This is a genomic window from Roseomonas chloroacetimidivorans (assembly GCF_049629625.1).
Taxonomy (GTDB): domain Bacteria; phylum Pseudomonadota; class Alphaproteobacteria; order Acetobacterales; family Acetobacteraceae; genus Roseomonas; species Roseomonas chloroacetimidivorans.
Genome location: NZ_JBNBZS010000066.1, coordinates 1 through 20,749, shown reverse-complemented (window position 1 = coordinate 20,749; position 20,749 = coordinate 1). Strand labels below are relative to the sequence as shown.

Genomic DNA, 20,749 nt, shown 5'->3' with positions numbered 1-20,749 from the left:
GGAACGCTCACCGCCAAGCCCCCCGCAAGGGAACAAGCCGCGCGGGAGGCGGAAGGGCGGCGCATCACGCCCTCCTCTTGGCAGAGGAGGAAATTAGCGCCCGTTACGGAACACGACGCCCTCACCGGCACCTTCAAGACCACGACGCACCTCAACGCGATCAACTCCCGGCAGCGCCGCATCCAGGCGCTTGCAGATCCAGCCCGCCACATTCTCCAGCGTCGGAATCTCCAGGCCTTCGATATCGTTGAGGTAACTATGATCGACCTGGGCGCGCAGAGCCGAAATCACAGGTTCAACCTCCAACAGGTCATGAGACCAGCCGTATACTGGATGCGGCTCGCCGGTCAGGACCACCTTAACCTTGAAGGTGTGACCATGCAGCGGTGTATCAGGGGTCGTCTTGTGAGCTGCCTCAAAGGTGAACTCCCGGAACATTTCGATCACGAAAAATCACTCCGAAGCGCCTCCCACACGCTGTGTGGGAAAATTGTCTGTGTCGGGCCGGATATACAACCCACACGTGCGCACTTCAAGAACTGTTGATATCAATTCTCATCGAGCACCTGAATGAAACGTAGCACGCTTTCCGCGATGGCATGAAGCTGTTTGCCGGTGTGCGTACGCCCCCGGCCAGCCGCGTTGTGCTCAGGCCGGGCTTCAGGCCGGCCGAGCCTCGACCATCTCGACGGCCCGCCCCAGATCGACCGAAAGCAGCCGCGATACGCCACGCTCCTGCATGGTCACGCCATAAAGCCGGTGCATCCGTGCCATGGTCAGCGGGTGGTGGGTGATGACGAGGAAGCGCGTGCCGCCCTCCGCCATGGCCTCCAGCAAGGTGCAGAGCCGCTCCACATTCGCGTCGTCCAGCGGCGCGTCCACCTCGTCCAGCACGCAGACCGGCGCCGGCGCGCAGCGGAACACCGCGAAGATCAGGGAAAGCGCCGTCAACGCCTGCTCGCCTCCGGAGAGGAGCGAGAGCGAGGACAGCTTCTTGCCCGGCGGCTCCGCATAGATCTCCAGCCCCGCCTCAAGAATATCATCGGAACCGACCAGCCCCAGATGCGCCCGCCCGCCGCCGAAAAGGCGCGTGAACAGGGCCCGGAACTCCGCATCCACGCGATCGAACACGGCGCGCAGCCGTTCCCGCCCCTCGCGGTTCAGATGGCCGATGGAGCCACGCAGCTTGGCGATGGCATGGCCGATCTCCTCGCGTTCCTTCTCCAGGTTCTCGAGGCGCTGCTCGACCTCCGCCATCTCCACCTCGGCGCGGAGATTGACGGGGCCCATCTCCTCGCGCTCCCGCGCCAGGCGCTCGGCCTTGCGCCGCGCCTTCTCCTCCGCGGCGTCGGACAGGTCCTCCGGGGGTTCCGGCAGCTCGGCATCGTGGCCCAGCCGCTCCATGATGCGCGTGGCGACGGCGCGCCCCTCATCCTCGGCACGGGCGGCCGCTCCGTCGGCACGGGCCTGGGCCTCGCGCGCGGCAGCGAAGGCGGCATCCGCCAGCCGGCGTGCCTCGGCGGATTCGCGCGCCTCGGCCTCGGCAGCAGCCAGGGCCGCAGCGGCCTCGGTATGCGCCGCCTCCACCTCCGCCAGCATACGCGCGGCATTCGCCAGAAGCGCGGCGGCCTGCTCCGGCGCGTCAGCGGCGGCGGCGGCCTCGGCGGCGGCGGCCTCCTGACGTGCCGATAGCTCGATCAGCCGTGCGGCCGCGTCGGCGCGCCGCCCGGCCCAGGATGCAGCCTCATCCTCCAACGCCACACGGCGGGTCGCCAGGCGCTCCCCCTCCGCGTCCAGCGCCAGGCGGGCGGCGCGGGCCTCGGCCTCCTCCCGCCGGGCATCGGCCAGGGCGGTGCGGGCGGCCATGGCGGCGGTGCGGGCATGCTCGGGATCAGGATTGCCTGCCCCGGCCTCCTCTACGGCCGCGCGTGCTGCCTCAGCCTCCGCGCGCTGCTCGGCCAGCCGCGCCAGCTGCGGCTCCAGCGCCGCAAGGCGTCCCTCGGCAGCGGCCGCGCGGGAAGCCAGGGCCGCCTGCGCATCGCGCGCGCGATCCAGGCGCCCCTCGGCGGCGCGACGGGCATTCCGGGCCGCCTCTTCGGCTGCCGTGGCGTGCCGCAGCGCGGCTATGGCCGCATCCCGGGCGGCACGGGCGGCGGCGGCATCGGGCACCGCTGCCTGGGCCGCCTTCGCGGCCTCAAGCAGCTTCTCAACATCCGCCTGCTCGGCGGCGGCGCGCTCCAGGGCTGGGGCAAGGGCGGAAAGGCGGCTCTCCGCCAGTGCCGCGCTCGCGGCCAGACGCGATGCCTCCTGCCGAGCCCGCCCCAGCCGCGCCTCGGCCTCACGGCGCGCGTTGCGGGCGGCGGCCTCGGCAGATCCGGCAGCGGCATCGGCCGCGCGGGCCGCCTCGGCCTCGGCGCGAGCCTGAGCCAGCGCGGCCTCGGCGGCCTCGCGTGCCTGCTCCTGCGCACGCAGGCGGTTGCGCTGGCGCAGACGTTCGGCGCCAGGGCTGGGCGCACCTGGATTGGCGCCCTGCCCGTCCCAGCGCCAGAAGCCTCCATTGCGCGTGACCAGCGCCTGGCCCGGCTTCAGGAATGCCTGCAAGGCCGGGCCCCGCGCCTCATCCTCCACCAGCCCGATCTGGGAAAGCGCGCGCGCCAGTTCCGGGGGCGCCTGCATCAGATCGGCAAGCGGAGTGGTCCCCTCCGGCAGCAGGGGAGTGGCCTCAAGCGCCGGCAGCGCGCGCCAGTGGCGCGGCGCCCTGGGATCGGCGGGGTAGTCGAGGCCTTCGCCCAGCGCGGCGCCGAGCGCGACCTCCAGCCCCGCCGGTACCGTCACGGCGTCCAGGATCGGGCTCGCATTGCCGCGCTCCCCGGCCCGGAGCAGTGCCGCAAGGCCCTGTGCTTCGGCGGCAGCACGGGCGCGGGCCGCGCCCGCTTCGGATTCAGCCGTGCGGGCCTTGGACAGCGCGGCCATGGCCGCAGCACGATCTGCCTCGGCCTTCGCCAGAGCCTCGGCAGCAGTCTCGGCAGCGCGGGCGGCCTCTGCCTCTTCCGTGCGCGCGGCCTCCAGCCGCTCCGCTGGAATGCAGGCAGCCTGCGCCTGCTCATGCTCGCGGCGCAGGCGATCATGCCCCTCGGCGGCGCGGCGCGCGCGCTCGGTCGCCGCGCGGGTGGCATCGCGGGCGCGCGCCTCCTCGGCCTCGGCGGCCGCGGCGGCGCGCTTCGCCTCCGCCTCCGCAGCGGCGGCGGCGGCCCGCTCGGTTTCCGCACGCTCGAAGGCGGCCCTGGCCTCGGCCAGGGCCGCATCGGCAGCCTCCGCCTCGGCCGTCGCGCTCGACAGCGCCTCGGGCGAAACATTGGCGGCCTGGGCCTTGGCCCGCTCTTCTTCCAGCCGCGCCGTTTCGGCAGCGAGGCGGCGGGCGGTGGCCTCGGCTGCACGGCGGGCATCCTGCAGGCGTTCGAAGGCCAGCGCGGCCTCGGTCGCCGCCTCGGCCGCGCGCTCGGCCTCGCGCTCGCGCTCGCGCACCGCATCCTCGGCCAGAGCCAGCCGGGTCGCCGCCTCCTCAATCCGCGCTGGTAGGGCAGCCAAGGCAGCCGCGATTTCCTGCGCCTCGGCCGAAAGCCGGGCCTCGGCCGCCTCCGCGTCCTGCACGACGCTCGCGGCATGGGCATGGTCGGCCTGGATCTGGGCCAGACGGCTTGCGGCGGCATCCAGCGCGGCACGGGCTCGTGCCTCGGCGGCCGCCAGCCCCTCGCCCTCCACCCTCCGGCGCTCCAGCGCCGTGCGGGCGGCGGCCTCGGCAGCGCGCGGGCCGGGCAGGGCCATTTCAGCGGCATGGGCGCGGCGGGCGGCGGCCTCGGCCGCGGCCTCCGCGGCCTTGGTGGTGGCACGCGCCGCATCCAGCGCATGGCGTGCGGAGAGCAGCTGGTTCTCGGCGCGGGCCGCCAGCAGAGCCATCCACTCCGCCTCCGCGGCACGGGTCAGGCCGGAGAGGTTGCGGTATCGTGCGGCCTGCTTCGCCTGCTTCTTCAGGCTCTCCCGCTGCGTCTCCAACTGGGTGCGCAGATCGTCCGCGCGGGTCAGGTTCGTCTCGGCCTGACGAAGCTTCAGCTCGGCCTCATGGCGCCGGGCGCGCAGCCCGGCGGTGCCGGCGGCCTCCTCCAGCACGCCACGCCGCTCCTCCGGCTTGGCGCCGATCAGCGCGGCCACGCGCCCCTGGCTGACCATGCCCGAGGCCCGCGCGCCCGAACCGATATCGGCAAACAGCGTCGCGACGTCGCGCCCGCGCGCCTCTTTGCCGTTGATGCGGTAGCCTGTGCCCGCGCCGCGCTCGATACGGCGGGTGATCTCCAGCTCCGCCGCCTCGGAATTCGGCGGCGGGGCCAGGCCGGCCGCCTCCTCCAGGCTCACCGTTACTTCGGCCTGGTTGCGGCCGGCGCGGGTGGAAGTGCCAGCGAAGATGACGTCATCCATCTCGCCGCCGCGCATGTTGCGGGCGTTGGACTCGCCCATCGCCCAGCGCAGGGCCTCCACCACATTGGACTTGCCGCAGCCATTCGGGCCGACGATGCCGGTCAGGCCAGGCAGCACCTCGACTGTCGTCGGCTCGGCAAAGGACTTGAAGCCCGCAATGCGCAGCCGCGCCAGCGTGGCCGTGCGCGGCTTGCGCACGCCGTCATCATCGGGCTCGTCGCCCTCGTCCGGGACATCGGGCCCGGCAACGTCGGAAGAGGGTCCGCCCTCGGGCGCGCCGGTTTCCGGCGCAGCCCTGACGAGGTCGGCCTCCGCCTCCCCCGCCGGGCTCTCCAGGGCCTCGGCCCCGGCCATGGCAGCGGGGTTGTTTTCCATCAGTTTCCGGAAACGCCCGCCAGCTGGGCGAAGCGCTCATAGCTCACCTCACCCGGCTGCACGCGGCTGCCGAAGACGAAGGTCGGGGTGGAGTTCACGTTGTGCTCCTGCTGCGCCTTCAACCGCATCTCCAGGATGCCGCGTTGCAGGGCCTGATCGGCCAGGGCGGCATCCACCTGGGCGCGGCTCATGCCAGCCAGGGCCGCGATCTTGGCGATCTCGCCAATATTGTCGACGCCGCGCGCGAAGGCCCAGCGATCCTGCGAGGCAAGGAGCGCGCTGACGAAGCCTTCATACCGATCCGCCGGCAGCGCCCGCGCCACGACGGCAGCGGCCAGAGCGAGCTGGTCCAGCGGGAAGTCGCGCCACACCATCCGGATCTTGCCGGTATCCACCAGCTTCGACTTCACCTGCGGCCAGACCTCCTTATGGAAGGACGCGCAGTGGGAGCAGGTGAGGGAAAAATACTCGATCACCGTCACCGGCGCGTCCGGCTTGCCGGCGGAACGCTCGCCCAGGCGCGGATCACTTCCGGCGGAAGCCCCCTGGGCGCGCGCCAGCGAGGGAACCAGCGCGACTGTGGGCGTGGCGAGGAGAAGGCTGCGGCGGGCGAGGCTCATTGGTCCAGGGCTTCCGTCCTGCTGGGGGTCGTCACTCTAGCGGGGCGCTCGATAGACCCCGCGGGCCAATCTTGCCAGGGCATCCCGCAGCTCAGGGCTACCAACCGTATCAAGGGCACCACGAACCGTGTCAGGCAGCGGCGCCACTGGCCGCGGCCGGGCTGCGGGCGGGCCGGATGGCGCCTGCTGTACGAAGCGTAAATTCTCCACCGTCACCGATCCCAGCGCGGCATTCACCCGGCTGATGAGCTGCGGCGCCAGATGCTGCAACTCCATCGCCACCGGGCCGGAACAACCGATGGTCAGCGTTCCTCCCGTCAGCCGCTTCGGGACGGTCACGGCGGCGATGGCTGGGCCGACGATCCCCGCCCAGTCCGCCATGAGCAACGCCCCCGCCGGGCTGCGCCGCTTGAAAGCCGGGCGGGTCAGGCGGGGGATGAAGCCGCCCAGTTGCCGCAGGCCGAGATCGGGCCGGCGCGGGTCATCCCGCGGCGGGGTGCGTGCCGGTGGGGCCTCCGCCCCGGCTTCCGGCGGCTTCACCGGTGCCGCGCGGCGGCGCGGCGCGCGCATGGGGGGGCTTGCCTCGGCGCCCGTCCCGCCCTCCCCTGCCCGCGTTTTGACTGACGCCATCCCCGCACCCCCGCCCGCCGAGCCCCTGCTCGCCTGGTATGACCGCCACCGCCGGACCCTTCCCTGGCGGGGCGAGGACGATCCATACCGCATCTGGCTGTCGGAAGTGATGCTCCAACAGACCACGGTGGCTGCGGTCGGCCCGCGCTATGCCCGTTTCCTCGCCCGCTTCCCGGATGTGCGCGCCTTGGCCGCCGCCCCCTGGGAAGATTTGGCGGCCGAATGGGCCGGGCTCGGCTACTATGCCCGCGCCCGCAACCTGCACGCCGCCGCCAAAGCAGTGGCCGCGCGCGGCGGCTTCCCGGACACGGAGGCGGGGCTTCGCGAGTTGCCGGGGATCGGCGCCTACACCGCCGCCGCCGTTGCCGCGATCGCCTTTAACCGCCCGACCGTGCCCGTGGACGGAAATGTGGAGCGGGTGGTCGCCCGCCTGCTGGCCATCCGCGAGCCCCTGCCCGGCGCCCGCCGCCTGATCGCCCCCATCGCCGCACGCTTCATGGAGCAGGAAGCGCCGCGCGCCCGCCCCGGCGACTTCGTGCAGGCCCTGTTCGATCTGGGCGCGACCATCTGCACCCCGCGCCGCCCGGCTTGTGCCCTCTGCCCCTGGCGCGAGAACTGCCGGGCCCAGCGAGAGGGCATTCAGGAGAGCCTGCCAGCCAAGGCCCCGAAGGCCGCGCGCCGCCTTCGCCACGGCCTGCATTTCCTCGCCCGCGACCCGTCCGGGCGCCTGCTGCTGCGCCATCGCCCGCCCGAGGGGCTGCTGGGCGGCATGCTCGAAATCCCCGGCGCGCCATGGCGGGAAGAACCCTGGGGGCTGGAGGAAGCCCTGCCCCATGCCCCGCTTCCCGGCCTGGACTGGCAACTGCGCCCAGGCCTCGCTCGGCACGGCTTCACCCATATGGACCTGGACATGCTGCTGGCCGAGGCCGCTGCCCCAGCCCTACCGGCGCCCGAGGGCATGGTCTGGATGACCCCGGACGCTGCCCGCGCCGCGCTGCCGACCGCCATCCGCCGTCTGCTGGCCCTGGCGAAGGGGCCGCTTGCCGAGGATGCGGGGGCCGTGGCAAGCGGAAGCCCCAGGGCGCGCGGCGCCCGCAGGAAGGGAATTTCGTGATGACCGCCCTCCAGGGTTTCGCCGCGCGGCCGGCGCTCCGCTTCTGGTCGATGGCGCTGATGGGCTCCGCCATCCTGGCCGCCTCGGCCCAGGTCAGCCTGCCCATGTGGCCGGTGCCCGCCACGCTTCAGACACTCGCCGTGCTGCTGCTGGGTGCGCTCGGCGGCTCGCGCATGGGCGTGGCTGCCGTCCTGCTCTACCTCGCTGAGGGCGCGATGGGCCTGCCGGTCTTCGCCAATGGCGCTGCCGGCCCGGCCTCGCTGATGGGGCCCACAGCGGGCTTCCTGCTGGGCTTCATCCCCGCCGCCTGGATCGCAGGCCTCGCCGGGCGCGGCATGGCGCGGCAGGCGCTGGTACTGACAGCCGCGCACCTGATCGTCTTCGTGCCCGGCCTCGCTTGGCTTGCCAGCTTCGTGGGCTGGGAGCGGGCCTGGATGGCCGGCTTCGTGCTCTTCGTGCCGGGCACGGCGGTGAAGACCGCCCTGGCCTTCGCCACCATGCGGGCTCTGCGCCGCGGGCAATAAACAGCCGGGGAACGCATTTCCCGGCCCCCAGCTATTCTTGTCCATAGCTCTATCGGGCCAGCGTCACTGACGCACCTCAAGCTCTAGAGCGGCTCCCGATCATTCTGGTTCGTAGCCGGCTGCGAAGTATTTGCCGCACTCAGCTGGGGTGAAGGTTGGGATGAGGCGTCCGATCGTGTTCCGGAGGTCGTCGATGGTGCGCTCGGCGGCCTCCCGGAGCAGCGCCTTGACCTCGGACAATGCATTCTCGATCGGGTTGAAGTCGGGGCTGTTGGGCGGGAGGTAGAGCAGGCTCGCTTCTGCGGCTCCGATGAGAACCCCGACGCCCGCGCCTTTATGGCTGCCAAGGTAATCCACAACGACGACATCGCCGGTCCTGAGCTCGCGCACGAGGACCTGGTCGCCATAGGCCTGGAAGGCACGGCCGTTGATCGGGCCATCGAGCACTATGAGTGCGACCATGCCTGTCTAGCACAAGCCGGCGACGAGGGTGTTGGTCTTCCACTGCGCGTGCGGGATGACCGCCCGAAGGCGCTCGGCCCAGGGTGCCCGGCCACGGGTGCGGGCCACGGGGATGGAGGGCATCAGCAAGATGCCAGGCCTCCCGGCTCTGCGGCGAGATCGACAGCCGGGTGCAGGACTTCCTCGCCCGCCTCATCGAGGGTGACTAGCCGTACCTATGGCTGGACGCAATCTAGGTGAAGGTGCGCAAGGCGGGCCGGATTGTCTCGGTCGCGGTCACCATCGCAGTGGGTGTGAACAGCGACGGATGTCGCGAGGTGCTCGGCGTGGCGGTGGGCGCCTCCGTGGCCGAGACCTTCTGGACGGAGTTCCTGCGCGGCCTGGCCCGGCGCGGCCTTCGCGGCGTGAAGCTCGCCATCTTCGACGCGCGTGAAAGTCTCAAGGCTGCAGTGGCCAAGGTGCTCAGGGCCACATGGCAACGGTGTCGGGTCCACTTTGGACGTAACGCCGCCGCCCATGCGCGCAAGACCCAGCGCCGCATCGTCTTGGCCTGGATCCGCCCCGGCCGCCCAGGCCCAGTGGCGAAAAGTGGCCGACCAACTCCGCCCCAAGGTCCCGAAGGTGGCCAACCTGATGGATGTCGCCGAGGAGGACGTGATGGCCTACATGGACTTTCCCCGGGAGCACAGGGCCAAGCTGCACTCCACCAACCCCATCGAGCGCCTGAACGGCGAGATCAAGCGCCGCACGGACGTCGTCGGCATCTTCCCTACGGAAGCGGCCGTCGTCGGGCTCGTCGGCGCCCTACTCCTCGAACAGTCCGACGAATGAGCGACGAAGCGCTCCCACTACATGACGCTGGAGACCATCGGCGCACTCAGCGATACTGCCCCCGTCAGCCTCCCGCCGTGGCTCCTCAACAGTGCGGCTCAGCCCACTGAGGAGCACCACTCCTACACCACGCCGTGCGACACGATCGGACCGCATTCGCATCGGCAGCGCTGTGCCTCCTTTTGCGCGCATCACCCCAGCGGCCGAGCTGGCATACTTGCCCAGGGCCTAACCGATGTCGCTGAGCGATTGGCTGTTCCTCGACCAGGCCCAGAGCTCCCGCTTCTGCCCTGCCGAGAACCCACGCCGACCAGTCCGCGCCACCGTGGAACCTCCCGGATCACAGCAGAAATAGCTGTATTGCGCTCACTGGATGAACCCACCACGGCTAAGGAGCTCCGCGCTCTCCGCCCCTCCCGAGAGGCTTAGCCCTTGACAGCTGACCTCACATTTGCGTGAAGATGTCGTCTAGCTAAATGGAAACGGTCTTGGGCTGCGATCGAGGGGGTTCAACAATTTATTTATGCACAGCGCTTCACCCGTCACAATAATATTTTCTTTTTACATCAGAATTCGTCTCGTAATCCCGCACTATGGAAACGGCGCCTTGGCCACAGCTTCAAACTAAGCGCGAGCTTGGTTCGCGTCGGTTGTCGATCTTTCCCAGGCATCGTCATCCAGATAACCGCTCGTGGTGTGATTGTGCCCCCCCAGTAACCGGCACATGCTTTTTCAAGGCTCCTAACTCTTGCCCAAATTCCTTGCCCAAAGCTGCCCAGCGTCGGAGCGCCCGGGGGTATCTCACGCTTCTAGAATCCGCCGCTTAGGCCGCTCGGAACGGCGGCTGAAGAAGCCGGACGGCTCTCCCGTGTGCCGGACCACCTCCGAGTTCAGGGCCCGTTTAGGCAAGCGCATTCGCTACGGGCAGGCTGCGCAGTTACAGGCGTGCGGTCCAGCTAGGAGGGAAGGATCACACATATGACGTTAATCGATTTCGTGCAAGGCATCCGTATTTCCGGCGACTCCGTAACGTTTTATCGCCCCTCCTTAGATGCCTACCTCGCTGAGGTATTTCCTGCCGAGATCAAGCAAGATCCGGCGAGGTTTATTTTTGCAGCAACGTCGCACGTAGCGCTTATGACATTGAGCCGCACCTTGGTCGACCGCGGCGCAGTGGTGGGCGTTGCTGGCAAGGATGACTTAGCCTTGCGTGCCGCACTTACGGGAACACGGCCGGATTTGGTGTTCTCTTTCTGGCCGAATGAACAAACCAGCTTTAAGGATAATCGAGTACTCCGCTGCCTTTTGCTGGAAGGATCGCCCCAGCGTGAGCTATTACGATTGCCGCAACCGCCGCATGACGATCCCTACGGGGTGACACTTGTGCGCGCCTTGCTACCCGGAACTGAAGTACCCTCAGGCGAGCCGTGGTCGCAAGGAATGCTCTTTAATTTTCCGCACGTCTCTCTGCTGGTGCAACCATGACTTTAGCTACGTCCTGGCCGCTCTCTTCTTTGGACTGCCTGCATCCTGTCGGAGATTTCGCTGAGTTACTTGTAGCAAAGCGGGGCCAGCTAGAGCTTTCTGCTGGCTCGGAACGGTCATACCGCCCATTTCCAACCTACCGTACAGGCCCTCGTCGTGAGCCTGAACGGCCCCTCCGTCGAAGCAACCCACCCATGCGGCTGGGGATTTATCAAAATGCTGTCGTTCTGGGTGGCGGGGCGATTATTGATCCATTTGTTCAAAGTATTGTCGTGGAAAGTCTCACCGGCGCCTCCGATGGGATCATGTCTCGCCCGAACGATCTGTCCAGCCTCGTAAGATACTTTGACATGGAAATCGATGGGGAAGTGGTGAGACAGAAGAACATCTCGCCACATACCCCAAAGCGCCTGGAGGGAGATTATTTTCACCTCACTTACCGATCGGACATGAACTACACACATTTTATGCTCGAGGTTCTACCTCGCATTCACTACTGGTTGCTTCTTCCCGAACCTCGCCCTCGGATTCTCGTCTCTGATCACGTCGCCAAGCACCTTCATGAGCTGTTATCTCTATACGGAATTCGACCGGACACGCTCGTAGTCGTGCCGCCCCCGCGTGGCCGTCCACTTGAAGTCGAGCGCCTCTTTCTCGGATCTGCGCCTATGTGGGGCCACGCCAGCGCTCTCGGTTCGGTGCGCCGTATTGCAGATGATATGATGTCAGGTTCGCGACGTATTCTTGTCCTACGGAAGGGCAGAAAATCTTGGTTTCGCAAGCTGCTCAACGAGCAAAAAATTATAGCGTTTTTATCCTCCTTGAACTTCGAGTCTGTCGTCCTAGAAGATCTGAGATTAGCGGAGCAGGTCAAGCTCTTCCAACAAGCCGGGTATGTTGCAGGAATTTATGGCGGAGGACTTTTCAACACCATTTTCTCGTTGCCGGGCACCGCTGTGCTCAGCATGACCTCATCCGATTACCACAGAACTATCTTGGACTCCCTGCCCGAGCCGCTGTCACTGCGAGGAACTACCGTTGTTGGGGAGTCCTTCTCCTCAAAGATAGACAGAAATAACAGCCCGTTTGTTATTGATATGCAGGCTTTGGCCGCTGCGTGCCACGAGCTAGGTTTGTAGCAGGGGAACAAGCCCGACGGCGCCGTTAACTTGTTCCTCAGAATTCCTTTGTACTCCGATACGGCATTGTTGACATCGTTCAGGCAGCCAGAAGGGGCTGATCCGAACCGGTATCTTCGTTAGCGGCTCCACGACGTGCACCACGACGCAGACCAAGCCCGCGCCGCTGTTCTCCTGCCTCCCCGCGCGTAGGCCGCCGGGATGTTCCGTCGGTCGGTTCGCCCATGTCTTGGACTACGTAATTTCCTTTCAGCCGCTCACGCCAGTGAGCGGCAGCATGGTCCCGGTCATGCGGTCGACCACAGCCCTGACAATTCCAGCCCCGGATCCGGAGGCCCAGTCGCGACCCCACAAGCCCGCAATCCTGGCAGCACCCCGTGCTACGTTCGAACCGGCCGACCCCGTATAGTCGCTGTCCTCGCCATTTGGCCTGAACTCGGCGTCTGGGAGGGAACAGCCGGGGGAGGAAGCCTCCCCCGGTTGTCCCTCTCAAACCCCCAACGTGCCGGCCTTCGCCGCCGCGTAGCGTTCCGCCACCTTGTCCCAGTTCACCACGTTCCACCACGCGGCCAGGTAGTCCGGCCGGCGGTTCTGGTATTTCAGGTAATAGGCGTGCTCCCACACGTCATTGCCGAACAGCACGCGCTGTCCGTCCATCAGCGGCGTGTCCTGGTTGGGGCGCGTGGTCAGCGCCAGCTTGCCGTCCCGCGCCACCGTCACGAAGACCCAGCCGCTGCCGAAGCGCCCGGCGCCGGCGGCATTGAAGTCGGTCTTCATCTTGTCAAAGCCGCCGAGGTCGCGGGTGATGGCCTCCGCCAGTTCGCCCGATGGCGTGGCACCGCGGCCACCCATAATCGGCCAGAACATGCTGTGATTGGCATGGCCGCCGGCATTGTTACGCACGGTGGTGCGGATGCTCTCCGGCACCTGGTCCAGCTTCGCCAGCAATTCGTGCAGCGGCAGCGCGGCGAGTTGTCCATGGTCCTTCAGCGCGTTGTTCAGCGCCGTGACATAGGCCTGGTGATGCCGGCCGTGATGGATTTCCATCGTCTGCGCATCGATATGCGGCTCATTGGCCGAGGCGGCATAGGGCAGCGGTGGCAGCGTATATGGCCCGGCGGGCGCCTGGGCCCGTGCCGGGCGAAGCGTTGCGGCGGTGGCCAGGGCGGGCAGGCCGGCCAGGATGGCTCGGCGGGATGTCGTGATCACTGCGCAATCCTTCAGAGAGGGTTGGGCGAACCACCGCGCGCGAGGAAGAGACGCGGGGCGGGCGCCCTTCCCGATCTGGCCGCACGCTGCCCGTCTTCCAGGGGCGCCCCGCTTCAAGTGAGGCGAGGGTTATTCTGCGCTACGCACCGCGGGCCGCTCCGGACGCGCCCAGGACAGCAGGATGACGGCCAGTACCACCAGCGCGACCAGTCCAGGCAGCAGCGATGCGCCCCCCGCCTCGGGTCCGAGCATGGCGGCCACGCTGCCTTCCCCGGCCGAGAGGGCGAAGGTCAGCGCCCCGCCCAGCAGGATGGCGGGAACCAGCCGGGGCCGGACGATGCGCCGGGCGGCCAGGCGCGGCGGCGCCCCGCAGGCCGCAGCCGCGCGGAACAGGGTGGGGTCGATCCGCCCGAGCGCCGCCCAGACGATCAGCGCCACCATCGGCGTACCTCGCAAGGCATGCCACAGGACCAGCCCCGGCCAGCTCTCGCCGAGCCCCAGACGCCCGACCCCCATGAGGAGCGCGGCGCCGGGGATAACCGGCGGCAGCAGAAGGGGCAGCAGGATGAACGCCAGGACGGGGCCCCGGCCGGCGAAGCCGGCTTGCAGGCTGATGCCGGCCGCAGTGCCGATCAGTGTGGCAATCAGGGCAGCGGCCGCAGAGGCCAGCAGCCCGTTCCCGGCGGCCCCCGCCCCACCCGCCAGGACCAGGGCAAGCAGCGGAGTCAGGGACAGAACGAGGAGGGCGAGGGCGATGATGCGCTTCATGCGGGCTCCCGCCGGCCTAGCCAGAGCAGCACGGCGATCACGGCAAGGGCGGGCAGCAGCAGGCTGGCAGCCAAGGCGCCGGCGGTCCCCCAATCTCCTGCCTGGGCTGCGGCTGCCAGGGCACCGGCCACGAACGGCGCATCCGGGGCCAGCGCCGCCGGCTCGATGAGGCTGCCGAGCGCTTGCGCGAAGACCAGGGCGCAGCCGGCCGCGATGCCACGCCGCGCCAGGGGCAGGCGGACACGCCAGAAAATTCGACGTGGTGGCAGGCCGAAGGCGGCGGCGGCGCGCGGCAGCCTCGGCCCCGCCCGGCGCAGGGAGAAGGCGATCGGTAGCACCATGAGCGGCAGTAGGCCGAGGATCAGCGCCAGGAGTGCCGCCATTGGCCCGGCCTCGAGCAGCACGGACCAGCCGGCGACCCGCGCCGCCTCCCCGGCCAGCAGAGGCAGCAGCAGGAGCACGACCAGGAACGCGGCCCGGCGCGGCGGTGCCTCCGCGATCCAGCGGGCCAGCGGCCAGGCAAGAAAGAGGCAGGCGAGCATGGCCACGGCAGCGAAACCCAGGCTGCGGGCCAGCATGGCGCGGGTATGCGGCCCCTCGGCGCTGTTCTCGAGACCTCCCTCCGCCGTGTGACGCAGCCCGAGCGCGCTCAGCAGATGGACGCCGGACACCGAGGCTCCGGCCCGGCGCAGCGCGCCCCAGCTCTCCGGCTCCCCCCAGATCGGATCGGCGACGAGAATGGCGGTGGCCCGGGTTGTGCGCGTCTCGGCGGCACGCTCCGCCGTGGTGGGCAGCGCTTTCTGCAAGGCCGGGACATCGGCGCCTAGCCGCTTCGCGGCGCGGGCCAGCGCCGCGGCGCCCGGCGGGCCAGCGGCGCGCAGCGCGGCCAGGTCGGCAGCCAGGGTCTCAAAAGCCATATCGTTCGGCAGGCCCTGGCCGTCCCATTGGCGCAGCACGCGCATCGTGCGCGGCAGAGCGGAGGCGACATCCGTCTCCACTGCCGAACGCCAGAGCAGGGCCCCCACGGGAATCACCGCCCCAGCCAGAACCAACAGGATCAACGGCGCCGCAAGCAGCGCGGCCGTCAGCGGATGGCGCCTCACACGCCCCTCAATGGCCGGCCCATTCGGCAAAACGGCGTTCCAGCCGGTCGTGATTCTTGCGCCAGAACACATCATCGATCCGCAGCGCGCCGCGCGCGTTGTCGGGGGCTGTGGGCAGGTTGGCCAGCACCTCGTCCGGCAGACCGGCCTCCGCGCCCTGGGCGGTCACGCCATAGGGAATGCGCGGCGGCAGCCCGGCCTGGATAGCGGGATCGCCCACGAAGCGCAGAAAGGCGAGGGCCCGCTCCCGGTTCGGGCTGCCCTTCATGATTGCCCAGCTGTCCTGGGTCAGGAGCTGGCCGGACCAGACGATGCCGAGATCGGCCGAGGCCTCGCGGTTGGCGGCGTCAATCCGGCCGTTATAGGCCACCGCGAGCGTTACCTCCCCGGCCTCCAGCATACGGGGCGGCTCACTGCCCTGGCTCCACCAGGCCAGGGCCGGGCGGATCGAAGCCAGCCGGCGGAAGGCGCGGTCCACCCCGGCTGCCGTAGCAAGGACAGGATAGACCCGATCGGGCGGCACCCCATCGGCGAGCAGCGCGATTTCCAGCGTTGTCTTCGCGCCCCGGCGCATTGTGCGGCGGCCTGGGAACCGGTCCAGGTTGAAGAAATCCGCCCAGCCTTCCGGAGCGACCCCGCCGCGCCGATAGGCGAGCACGAAGCTGTAGAGGATGCTGCCGACGCCGCATTCCGTCAGCGCGCCGGGGATGTAGTGATCGGCGCCGCCCACGGATTCAGGCCTGATCCGCTCGAACAGGTTCTCGTCGCAGCCAAGCAGCAGCTCGTCACCCTCGACCTGCACCAGGTCCCAGCGCGCTGTGCGTTCGCGGTCGCGCAGCACCCCGATGCCGCCATCCCAGGTCTCTTCGAGCAGACGATGGCCGGTGGTGCGCTGATAGGGGCGGAAGAACACCTCGCGCTGGGCATCCTGATAGGCGCCGCCCCAGGAGACGACCGTGAGATCCCGCGCCTGGGCCCGCGCCACGGGCGCCGCCAGGGCGGAACCCGCCGCCAGAGTGGAGGCCGTCAGGAGTCTGCGCGTGATCCGGCGAGTCGGGGGCATCACAGGTTCGCCCGTTCCGTTCGATGGTGCGATGCAACCTAAAGCAGAATTCGGCGCGGTGGCACCCGGTTCTGCGGAGGAAGCTCACCGAACAAGCGAAAGCGATCCAGCGGCCGGCCGATGCGGCACCTGGATCACAGTTCAGCCGACATGGATGCGGGCTGCAGACAGATTCCAGGCCACCGAGGCCTCGCCACCCAGGGCGGGCAGCGGCAGGCCGGGCGGCCGGTGTGCGATCAGCTCGCCGCCCTGCCCGATTGCCAGCCGCAGGCGAAGATGGTCACCCACGAAGCTGGCCTCGACCAAACGGGCGGGAACCGCGTCCTCGCCCATCTCTGTGGCGGAAAGCGGCGCGACGGCAACCTGCCCGGGGCGGATCACCAGCGTGCAGCGCCCACCCGGGACGGGCGAACCCTCTGCGGCAATCACCGGCCTGCCCAGCACCTCCAGCCCGCAATCGAGGCGAACGTGGCAGGCCTCATCCTTCACGGAGAGCACTGTCCCCGGCAGGCGGTTGCAGGGACCGGTCAGAGCGGCCACGACCGGGTCGGCCGGCGCTTCGTACAAGTCATGCGGCGTGCCGATTTGCCGCAGCTTGCCCTCTTCCAGCGCCGCGATCCGGTCGGACAGGACCAGGGCGATGCCGGCATCCCGTGTTGCGTGCAAGGTGGTCAGGTCCAACTCGCGCCGCAGGCGGCCGAGATCGGCGGCGAGGGCCACGCGCTCCTCCCCTTCCAGTGCGCGCAGTGGGTCATCCAGCAGCAGCAGGGCCGGGGCGTGAACCAAGGCGCGGGCGAAGGCGACGCGAAGCTGCTGCGCCAAGGGCAGAGCGCCCGGCCGGCTGCGGCCCAGGGCGGACGGGATGCCCCAGCGCTCCAGCATGGCGGTGGCGCGCTCCTCTCTCTCCGCCCGGGGCACGCCGCGCGCCTCCAGCGGGAAGGCGGCGTTGCCCAGCACCGTCATGTCCGGGAAGAGATCCGGCGCGGCGGAGACAAGGCCGATGTTGCGGCGGTGCGGCGGCACCCGGTCCTGCAATTCCCCGCCGAGCAGCAGCCGCCCGGCATCGGGCTTCAGGAAACCGGCAACCAGATCGATGGCGACACTCTTCCCCGCGCCCGCCGGGCCGAGCAGGGTCACGAAATCGCCCTTCCCCACCTGTAGATCCATCCAGGCCAGGGCCTGAGGGCCATCCTTGGGCCCGGCCTTGCGGATCCCCTCCATCACCAGCACGGCCGACACCTCGAGGACGGCCGGCCTGCTGACCGGGGCGGGACGCGCCGAGGCATCGCCGCCGAAGATCGTGCCTTCTGTCCCGAAGCTTACCAGTTTCCGCGCCATGGAGCCCTCCGCGGCGGTCTAGTCACTCCGTGGTCCGCGGCTTGGCGCCCCAGGGTGTGCGGTGCGGGTCACCAGCGCGGCGGGCGCGGGGTGGGCGGCTGCGTGCCGGGGCGTCGTCGGGCGGGGCCTCGGTGCGCTCGATGCCGCGCTGGATACGGGGCTTGGCGCTGCCGATGCCGAGCTGCTCGCGCATAGTGCGGGCATTCACCTCCTCCACCGCGCCCGGCGGCAGGGTGCCGAGCTGGAAGGGGCCGTAAGCCACGCGAATCAGGCGGGTCACATGCAGCTCCAGATGCTGCATGACCCGACGGATCTCGCGGTTCTTGCCCTCTTGCAGGGAGACGGTGAGCCAAGCGTTGGTGCCCTGTCGGCTGTCCAGCCCGGCCTGAATCGGGCCGTATTTCACGCCATCCACGGTGATGCCGCGGGCGAGCCAGGCCAGCGCGCCCTCATTCACCTTGCCATGCACGCGCACCCGGTAGCGGCGGAGCCAGCCATTGGAGGGCAGTTCCAGCCGGCGTGCCAAGGCGCCATCATTCGTCAGCAGCAGGAGCCCCTCGCTGGTCAGGTCCAGCCGGCCGATGGAGACAAGGCGCGGCAGGCCGGGGGGCAGCTTCTCGAACACCGTGGGGCGGCCCTGTGGGTCCTTATGGGTCGTCACCAGGCCGTCCGGCTTGTGATACCGGAAGAGGCGCGTGGCTTCCGGTGCGCCGACAAGGCGACCACTCACCGACACCGAATCGCCAGGGGCGACGAAGGTGGCGGGTGTCTCCACCACCTTGCCGTTCAGGGTGACGGCGCCCTGGCCGATCAGCACTTCCGCATCGCGCCGGCTGGCGACGCCGGCGCGGGCCAGCCACTTGGCAATCCGCTCGCCGCGCTCGGGGGTCTCGTCCTCGCTCATGCCGCGCTCCGCTGCGAGCCGGTCTGACGCGCGGCCTCGACGAAGGCATCCAGGATTGCTTGGTCGCGCGGGTCCACCGTGTATTCGGGGTGCCACTGCACGCCCAGGCAGAAGCGGTAGCCCGGGTGCTCCAGCCCCTCCACCACGCCGTCCGGCGCGCGGGCATTGACGATCGCACCCTCCCCCGGCCGGTCCACCGCCTGATGATGGGCGGAGTTCACGGCCATGCTGGGCGCGCCGACGATGCGGGAGAGCAGCGTGCCCGGTGTCAGTTCCACCTCATGACCGGGTTCGGTGCGCGGGTTGGGCTGCTCATGGGCCAGGGCATCGGGCACGGAGTCCGGAATATGCTGGATCAGCGTGCCGCCCAACGCGACCGCGAGAAGCTGCTCGCCCCCGCAGATGCCAAGTACGGGAATGTTCCGCCGCAGCGCACCGCGCAGCACCGCCATCTCGAAAGCCGTGCGGCCTTCCTTTAGCACCACCGTCTCATGCCGCGGGCCGCCGCCATACAGCGCCGGGTCCACGTCGAAGGCGCCGCCGGTCACCAGCAGCCCGTCGATGCGGTCCAGATAGTCATCGGCCAGCGCGGCTTCATGCGGCAGGGCGATAGGCAGGCCCCCGGCCGCTGCGACGGCGCCGAAGTAATTCTGCCGCAGTGCGTACCATGGCAGTTTCGAGTAGCCACCCGGTTCCTCGGCATCGAGGGTCAGGCCGATCAGGGGTCGTCCGGTCATGGAGGGGTTGGTAGAGCCTGCATGGCCGCCCCCACAAGCGGCCAGGAGGACCGGATGACAAATGGTGCGCCGATGGCGCTGGCGCTGGAGGAGGCCCGGGCCGCCGCGGCCCGCGGCGAAGTGCCGGTCGGCGCCGTGGTGACGGACGCCGCCGGCAGGGTCCTGTCCCGCGCCGGCAATGAGGTGGAGGCCCGCCACGACCCCTCCGCCCATGCCGAGATGCTGGCCATGCGGGCGGCCACGGCGGCGCGCGGGGAGAAATGGCTGGCTGACTGCACCCTTTGGGTCACGCTGGAGCCCTGTCCCATGTGCGCCCAGGCCGCGTCCTTCTTCCGGGCAAGGCGCGTGGTCTTCGGCGCTTACGACCCGAAGGGGGGTGGTGTGGAGCATGGAGCACGCATCTATGCCGCTTCGTCCTGCCATCATCAGCCTGAGGTGGTGGGCGGGGTTAGAGAGAGCGAAGCCGCCGGGCTGCTGCGAAGCTTCTTTCTGGAGCGCCGATAAAAATGGGGTTATGGGCCAGGAACCTGTCCGAGTATTCTTGCGACGATGCAGAGAGGTGGTCCCCATCGGTCGGCTCTCCCGCACTTTGTGTTGGGCTGGTGTAACGGCTCTGGCAGTAGGGCGTCGGGCTCTGGATGAACGGCCTTCATCCTATTCCGGGCTGCCGGATCGAGCAGATCGTCAGGGTTCCGCCTGCGGGCCTGAAGATCGTGGCCCGCGGGGTTCAGGAGAGAGTTTGCTGTCCAGCTTGCCGTTGTCCGAGTACGTCCCCGCACGGCAGCTATCTGCGGCGGCCGGCCGATCCACCGTCGGTGGGCCGGCAGATTCGGCTGACCCTGCGGGTCCGGCGCTTTTGACCTGCCCCCGTAGAAGCGGACCGCCGGTAATGTGAGCCGGGCGGAGCCTTGAGGCGCTTGGGTTTGGTGGTCCAGGTCCAGCGTTAGCCTTCGACGGCTACGGAGCCCTCCGACACCCCTGAAGGGCTTGCCAGAGAACGGTATTCTTGTGGCGTCCTCTGGCCAAGGGCCATGTGAGGACGGCTCTCATTATAGTCGCGGCGCCAGGCCTCGATCTCCCGCCGGGCCTCGGCCAGCGTCTCGAACCAGTGCAGGTTCAGGCACTCGTCCCGCAGCGAGCCGTTGAAGGTCTCGATGAAGGCGTTGTCCGTCGGCTGCCCGGGCGCGAGAAGTCGATCCGCGTGCCGTGGTGGTAGGCCCAGAGATCCACGAGGCGGCCGGTGAATTCCGCGCCATTGTCCGCGAACAGGTATTTCGGTGCACCTCGCTCCCCCACCAGCCGGTTCAGCACCTCGACCACGTGCTCGCCCCGCAGCCGCTGACCGACCTCAATGGCCAGGCCTTCGCGGCTGAACACGTCGACCACTGTCAGCGCACGGAACTTCTGCCCGTTGCTCAGCTGATCCTGGATGAAATCCAGGCTCCACGCCTCGTTCGGTCGCTTCGGCACGCAGCGTGCCTCCCGCTGCACCACCATCTTGCGGCGGCGCGGTTGCTTGCTGCGCAGCGCCAGCCCTTCCTCGCGGTACAGGCGCCAGACCAGGTTCTTGCCCACCGCCCAGCCGTCACGCCGTAGCATCACCTGGATCCGCCGGTAGCCGAAGCGGATCCTCACCCGGGCAATCTCGTGCATCCTCTGCCGGATCTCGAGCCGCGGGTTCCGCCGGCTCGGCTTTCGCTGCGTCGAGCGGTGCTGCCGCGTCAGGGCACAGGCCCGCCGTTCGCTGAAGCCGTGGCTCGCCGTCACGTAGGCGACCACCTCCTTCATGACCGCGGGCCGGGGAATTTTTTTCTGGGTTAGCAAAGTTGGCTGGCAGGCAGTCTGTTCTAAGGCCCGTTGACATTCAGGATTCCCATGGTGGTCTGGGTGTGATTCAAGCTCCGCTTTGGCGGAGTGGCGGCAGGGATGGATCGGGATCGGTTTGTGGTGAGCGATGCGGTCTGGGAGAAGGTC

20 protein-coding genes and 2 pseudogenes are annotated in these 20,749 nt (G+C 69.0%); 7 read left to right on the top strand and 15 right to left on the bottom strand.

The window, feature by feature from the left end; translation table 11 throughout:
- Positions 1 to 93 precede the first annotated feature (93 nt).
- The 4 genes from ACO1BU_RS28285 to ACO1BU_RS28270 all read right to left on the bottom strand — a co-directional run bounded on the left by ACO1BU_RS28285 (position 94) and on the right by ACO1BU_RS28270 (position 6,038).
- Entirely contained in the window at positions 94 to 438 is a 345-nt protein-coding gene (locus ACO1BU_RS28285) for a 6-pyruvoyl trahydropterin synthase family protein (RefSeq protein ID WP_424139316.1), read from the bottom strand.
- Between the two features lie 222 nt (positions 439 to 660).
- Complete coding sequence (locus ACO1BU_RS28280; protein WP_424139307.1) at positions 661 to 4,848, bottom strand: chromosome segregation SMC family protein; 4,188 nt, start codon at positions 4,846 to 4,848, stop codon at positions 661 to 663.
- On the bottom strand, positions 4,848 to 5,468 hold the full coding sequence (locus tag ACO1BU_RS28275) for a thioredoxin domain-containing protein (RefSeq protein WP_424139306.1): 621 nt from the start codon (positions 5,466 to 5,468) through the stop codon (positions 4,848 to 4,850). Before ACO1BU_RS28275 ends, ACO1BU_RS28280 begins: the two co-directional genes overlap by 1 nt.
- Before the next feature lie 36 nt (positions 5,469 to 5,504).
- Positions 5,505 to 6,038 (bottom strand): DUF721 domain-containing protein, encoded by a 534-nt coding sequence (locus ACO1BU_RS28270; protein ID WP_424139305.1) that lies wholly within the window; start codon positions 6,036 to 6,038, stop codon positions 5,505 to 5,507.
- Positions 6,039 to 6,084: 46 nt separating this feature from the next.
- Between ACO1BU_RS28270 and ACO1BU_RS28265 the strand changes: the two genes are divergently transcribed.
- On the top strand, positions 6,085 to 7,212 hold the full coding sequence (locus ACO1BU_RS28265; RefSeq protein WP_424139304.1) for an A/G-specific adenine glycosylase: 1,128 nt from the start codon (positions 6,085 to 6,087) through the stop codon (positions 7,210 to 7,212).
- A complete protein-coding gene (locus ACO1BU_RS28260) occupies positions 7,212 to 7,736 on the top strand; it encodes a biotin transporter BioY (protein ID WP_424139315.1) in 525 nt (174 codons plus the stop codon). The genes ACO1BU_RS28265 and ACO1BU_RS28260 overlap by 1 nt, the downstream gene beginning before the upstream one ends.
- Before the next feature lie 99 nt (positions 7,737 to 7,835).
- Here ACO1BU_RS28260 and ACO1BU_RS28255 read toward each other — a convergent pair whose 3' ends face one another.
- Complete coding sequence (locus tag ACO1BU_RS28255; protein ID WP_424139303.1) at positions 7,836 to 8,198, bottom strand: transposase; 363 nt, start codon at positions 8,196 to 8,198, stop codon at positions 7,836 to 7,838.
- A 6-nt stretch (positions 8,199 to 8,204) separates the two neighbouring features.
- Complete coding sequence (locus ACO1BU_RS28250; RefSeq protein WP_424139317.1) at positions 8,205 to 8,327, bottom strand: hypothetical protein; 123 nt, start codon at positions 8,325 to 8,327, stop codon at positions 8,205 to 8,207.
- Between ACO1BU_RS28250 and ACO1BU_RS28245 the strand changes: the two are divergent.
- The 3 genes and pseudogenes from ACO1BU_RS28245 to ACO1BU_RS28235 all read left to right on the top strand — a co-directional run.
- Positions 8,296 to 9,104, top strand: a pseudogene (locus ACO1BU_RS28245) (IS256 family transposase); the annotation flags it as partial. The gene ACO1BU_RS28250 and the pseudogene ACO1BU_RS28245 overlap by 32 nt on opposite strands.
- A gap of 903 nt (positions 9,105 to 10,007) precedes the next feature.
- Positions 10,008 to 10,514, top strand: a complete 507-nt coding sequence (locus tag ACO1BU_RS28240; protein ID WP_424139302.1) for a hypothetical protein — start codon at positions 10,008 to 10,010, stop codon at positions 10,512 to 10,514.
- Positions 10,515 to 10,708: 194 nt separating this feature from the next.
- Positions 10,709 to 11,653, top strand: a complete 945-nt coding sequence (locus ACO1BU_RS28235; RefSeq protein ID WP_424139301.1) for a glycosyltransferase family 61 protein — start codon at positions 10,709 to 10,711, stop codon at positions 11,651 to 11,653.
- A 79-nt stretch (positions 11,654 to 11,732) separates the two neighbouring features.
- Here ACO1BU_RS28235 and ACO1BU_RS28230 read toward each other — a convergent pair whose 3' ends face one another.
- The 8 genes from ACO1BU_RS28230 to ACO1BU_RS28195 all read right to left on the bottom strand — a co-directional run bounded on the left by ACO1BU_RS28230 (position 11,733) and on the right by ACO1BU_RS28195 (position 18,775).
- On the bottom strand, positions 11,733 to 12,215 hold the full coding sequence (locus ACO1BU_RS28230; protein WP_424139300.1) for a zinc ribbon domain-containing protein: 483 nt from the start codon (positions 12,213 to 12,215) through the stop codon (positions 11,733 to 11,735).
- On the bottom strand, positions 12,143 to 12,862 hold the full coding sequence (locus ACO1BU_RS28225) for a superoxide dismutase (protein WP_481133247.1): 720 nt from the start codon (positions 12,860 to 12,862) through the stop codon (positions 12,143 to 12,145). The genes ACO1BU_RS28230 and ACO1BU_RS28225 overlap by 73 nt, the downstream gene beginning before the upstream one ends.
- Before the next feature lie 129 nt (positions 12,863 to 12,991).
- Positions 12,992 to 13,630: an ABC transporter permease gene (locus ACO1BU_RS28220; protein ID WP_424139299.1), complete on the bottom strand. Its 639-nt coding sequence runs from the start codon at positions 13,628 to 13,630 to the stop codon at positions 12,992 to 12,994.
- Complete coding sequence (locus ACO1BU_RS28215) at positions 13,627 to 14,733, bottom strand: ABC transporter permease subunit (RefSeq protein ID WP_424139298.1); 1,107 nt, start codon at positions 14,731 to 14,733, stop codon at positions 13,627 to 13,629. The genes ACO1BU_RS28220 and ACO1BU_RS28215 overlap by 4 nt, the downstream gene beginning before the upstream one ends.
- A gap of 7 nt (positions 14,734 to 14,740) precedes the next feature.
- A complete protein-coding gene (locus tag ACO1BU_RS28210; RefSeq protein WP_424139297.1) occupies positions 14,741 to 15,796 on the bottom strand; it encodes an ABC transporter substrate-binding protein in 1,056 nt (351 codons plus the stop codon).
- 141 nt (positions 15,797 to 15,937) lie between these two features.
- Positions 15,938 to 17,134: an ABC transporter ATP-binding protein gene (locus tag ACO1BU_RS28205; protein WP_424139296.1), complete on the bottom strand. Its 1,197-nt coding sequence runs from the start codon at positions 17,132 to 17,134 to the stop codon at positions 15,938 to 15,940.
- Between the two features lie 22 nt (positions 17,135 to 17,156).
- A complete protein-coding gene (locus tag ACO1BU_RS28200; RefSeq protein ID WP_424139295.1) occupies positions 17,157 to 18,038 on the bottom strand; it encodes a pseudouridine synthase in 882 nt (293 codons plus the stop codon).
- Positions 18,035 to 18,775, bottom strand: coding sequence for a gamma-glutamyl-gamma-aminobutyrate hydrolase family protein (locus tag ACO1BU_RS28195; protein WP_424139294.1), 741 nt, complete (start codon positions 18,773 to 18,775; stop codon positions 18,035 to 18,037). Before ACO1BU_RS28195 ends, ACO1BU_RS28200 begins: the two co-directional genes overlap by 4 nt.
- A gap of 21 nt (positions 18,776 to 18,796) precedes the next feature.
- Here ACO1BU_RS28195 and ACO1BU_RS28190 point away from each other — a divergent pair, with 21 nt between their 5' ends.
- The gene (locus ACO1BU_RS28190; protein ID WP_424139293.1) at positions 18,797 to 19,279 is read left to right on the top strand and encodes a nucleoside deaminase; all 483 of its coding nucleotides are present in this window, start codon (positions 18,797 to 18,799) and stop codon (positions 19,277 to 19,279) included.
- Positions 19,280 to 19,413: 134 nt separating this feature from the next.
- On the top strand, positions 19,414 to 19,635 hold the full coding sequence (locus tag ACO1BU_RS28185; RefSeq protein ID WP_424139292.1) for a transposase family protein: 222 nt from the start codon (positions 19,414 to 19,416) through the stop codon (positions 19,633 to 19,635).
- An 83-nt stretch (positions 19,636 to 19,718) separates the two neighbouring features.
- On the opposite strand, the pseudogene ACO1BU_RS28180 reads toward ACO1BU_RS28185, so the two are convergent.
- A pseudogene (locus tag ACO1BU_RS28180) lies at positions 19,719 to 20,596 on the bottom strand (IS3 family transposase); the annotation flags it as partial.
- Positions 20,597 to 20,749: the final 153 nt, after the last annotated feature.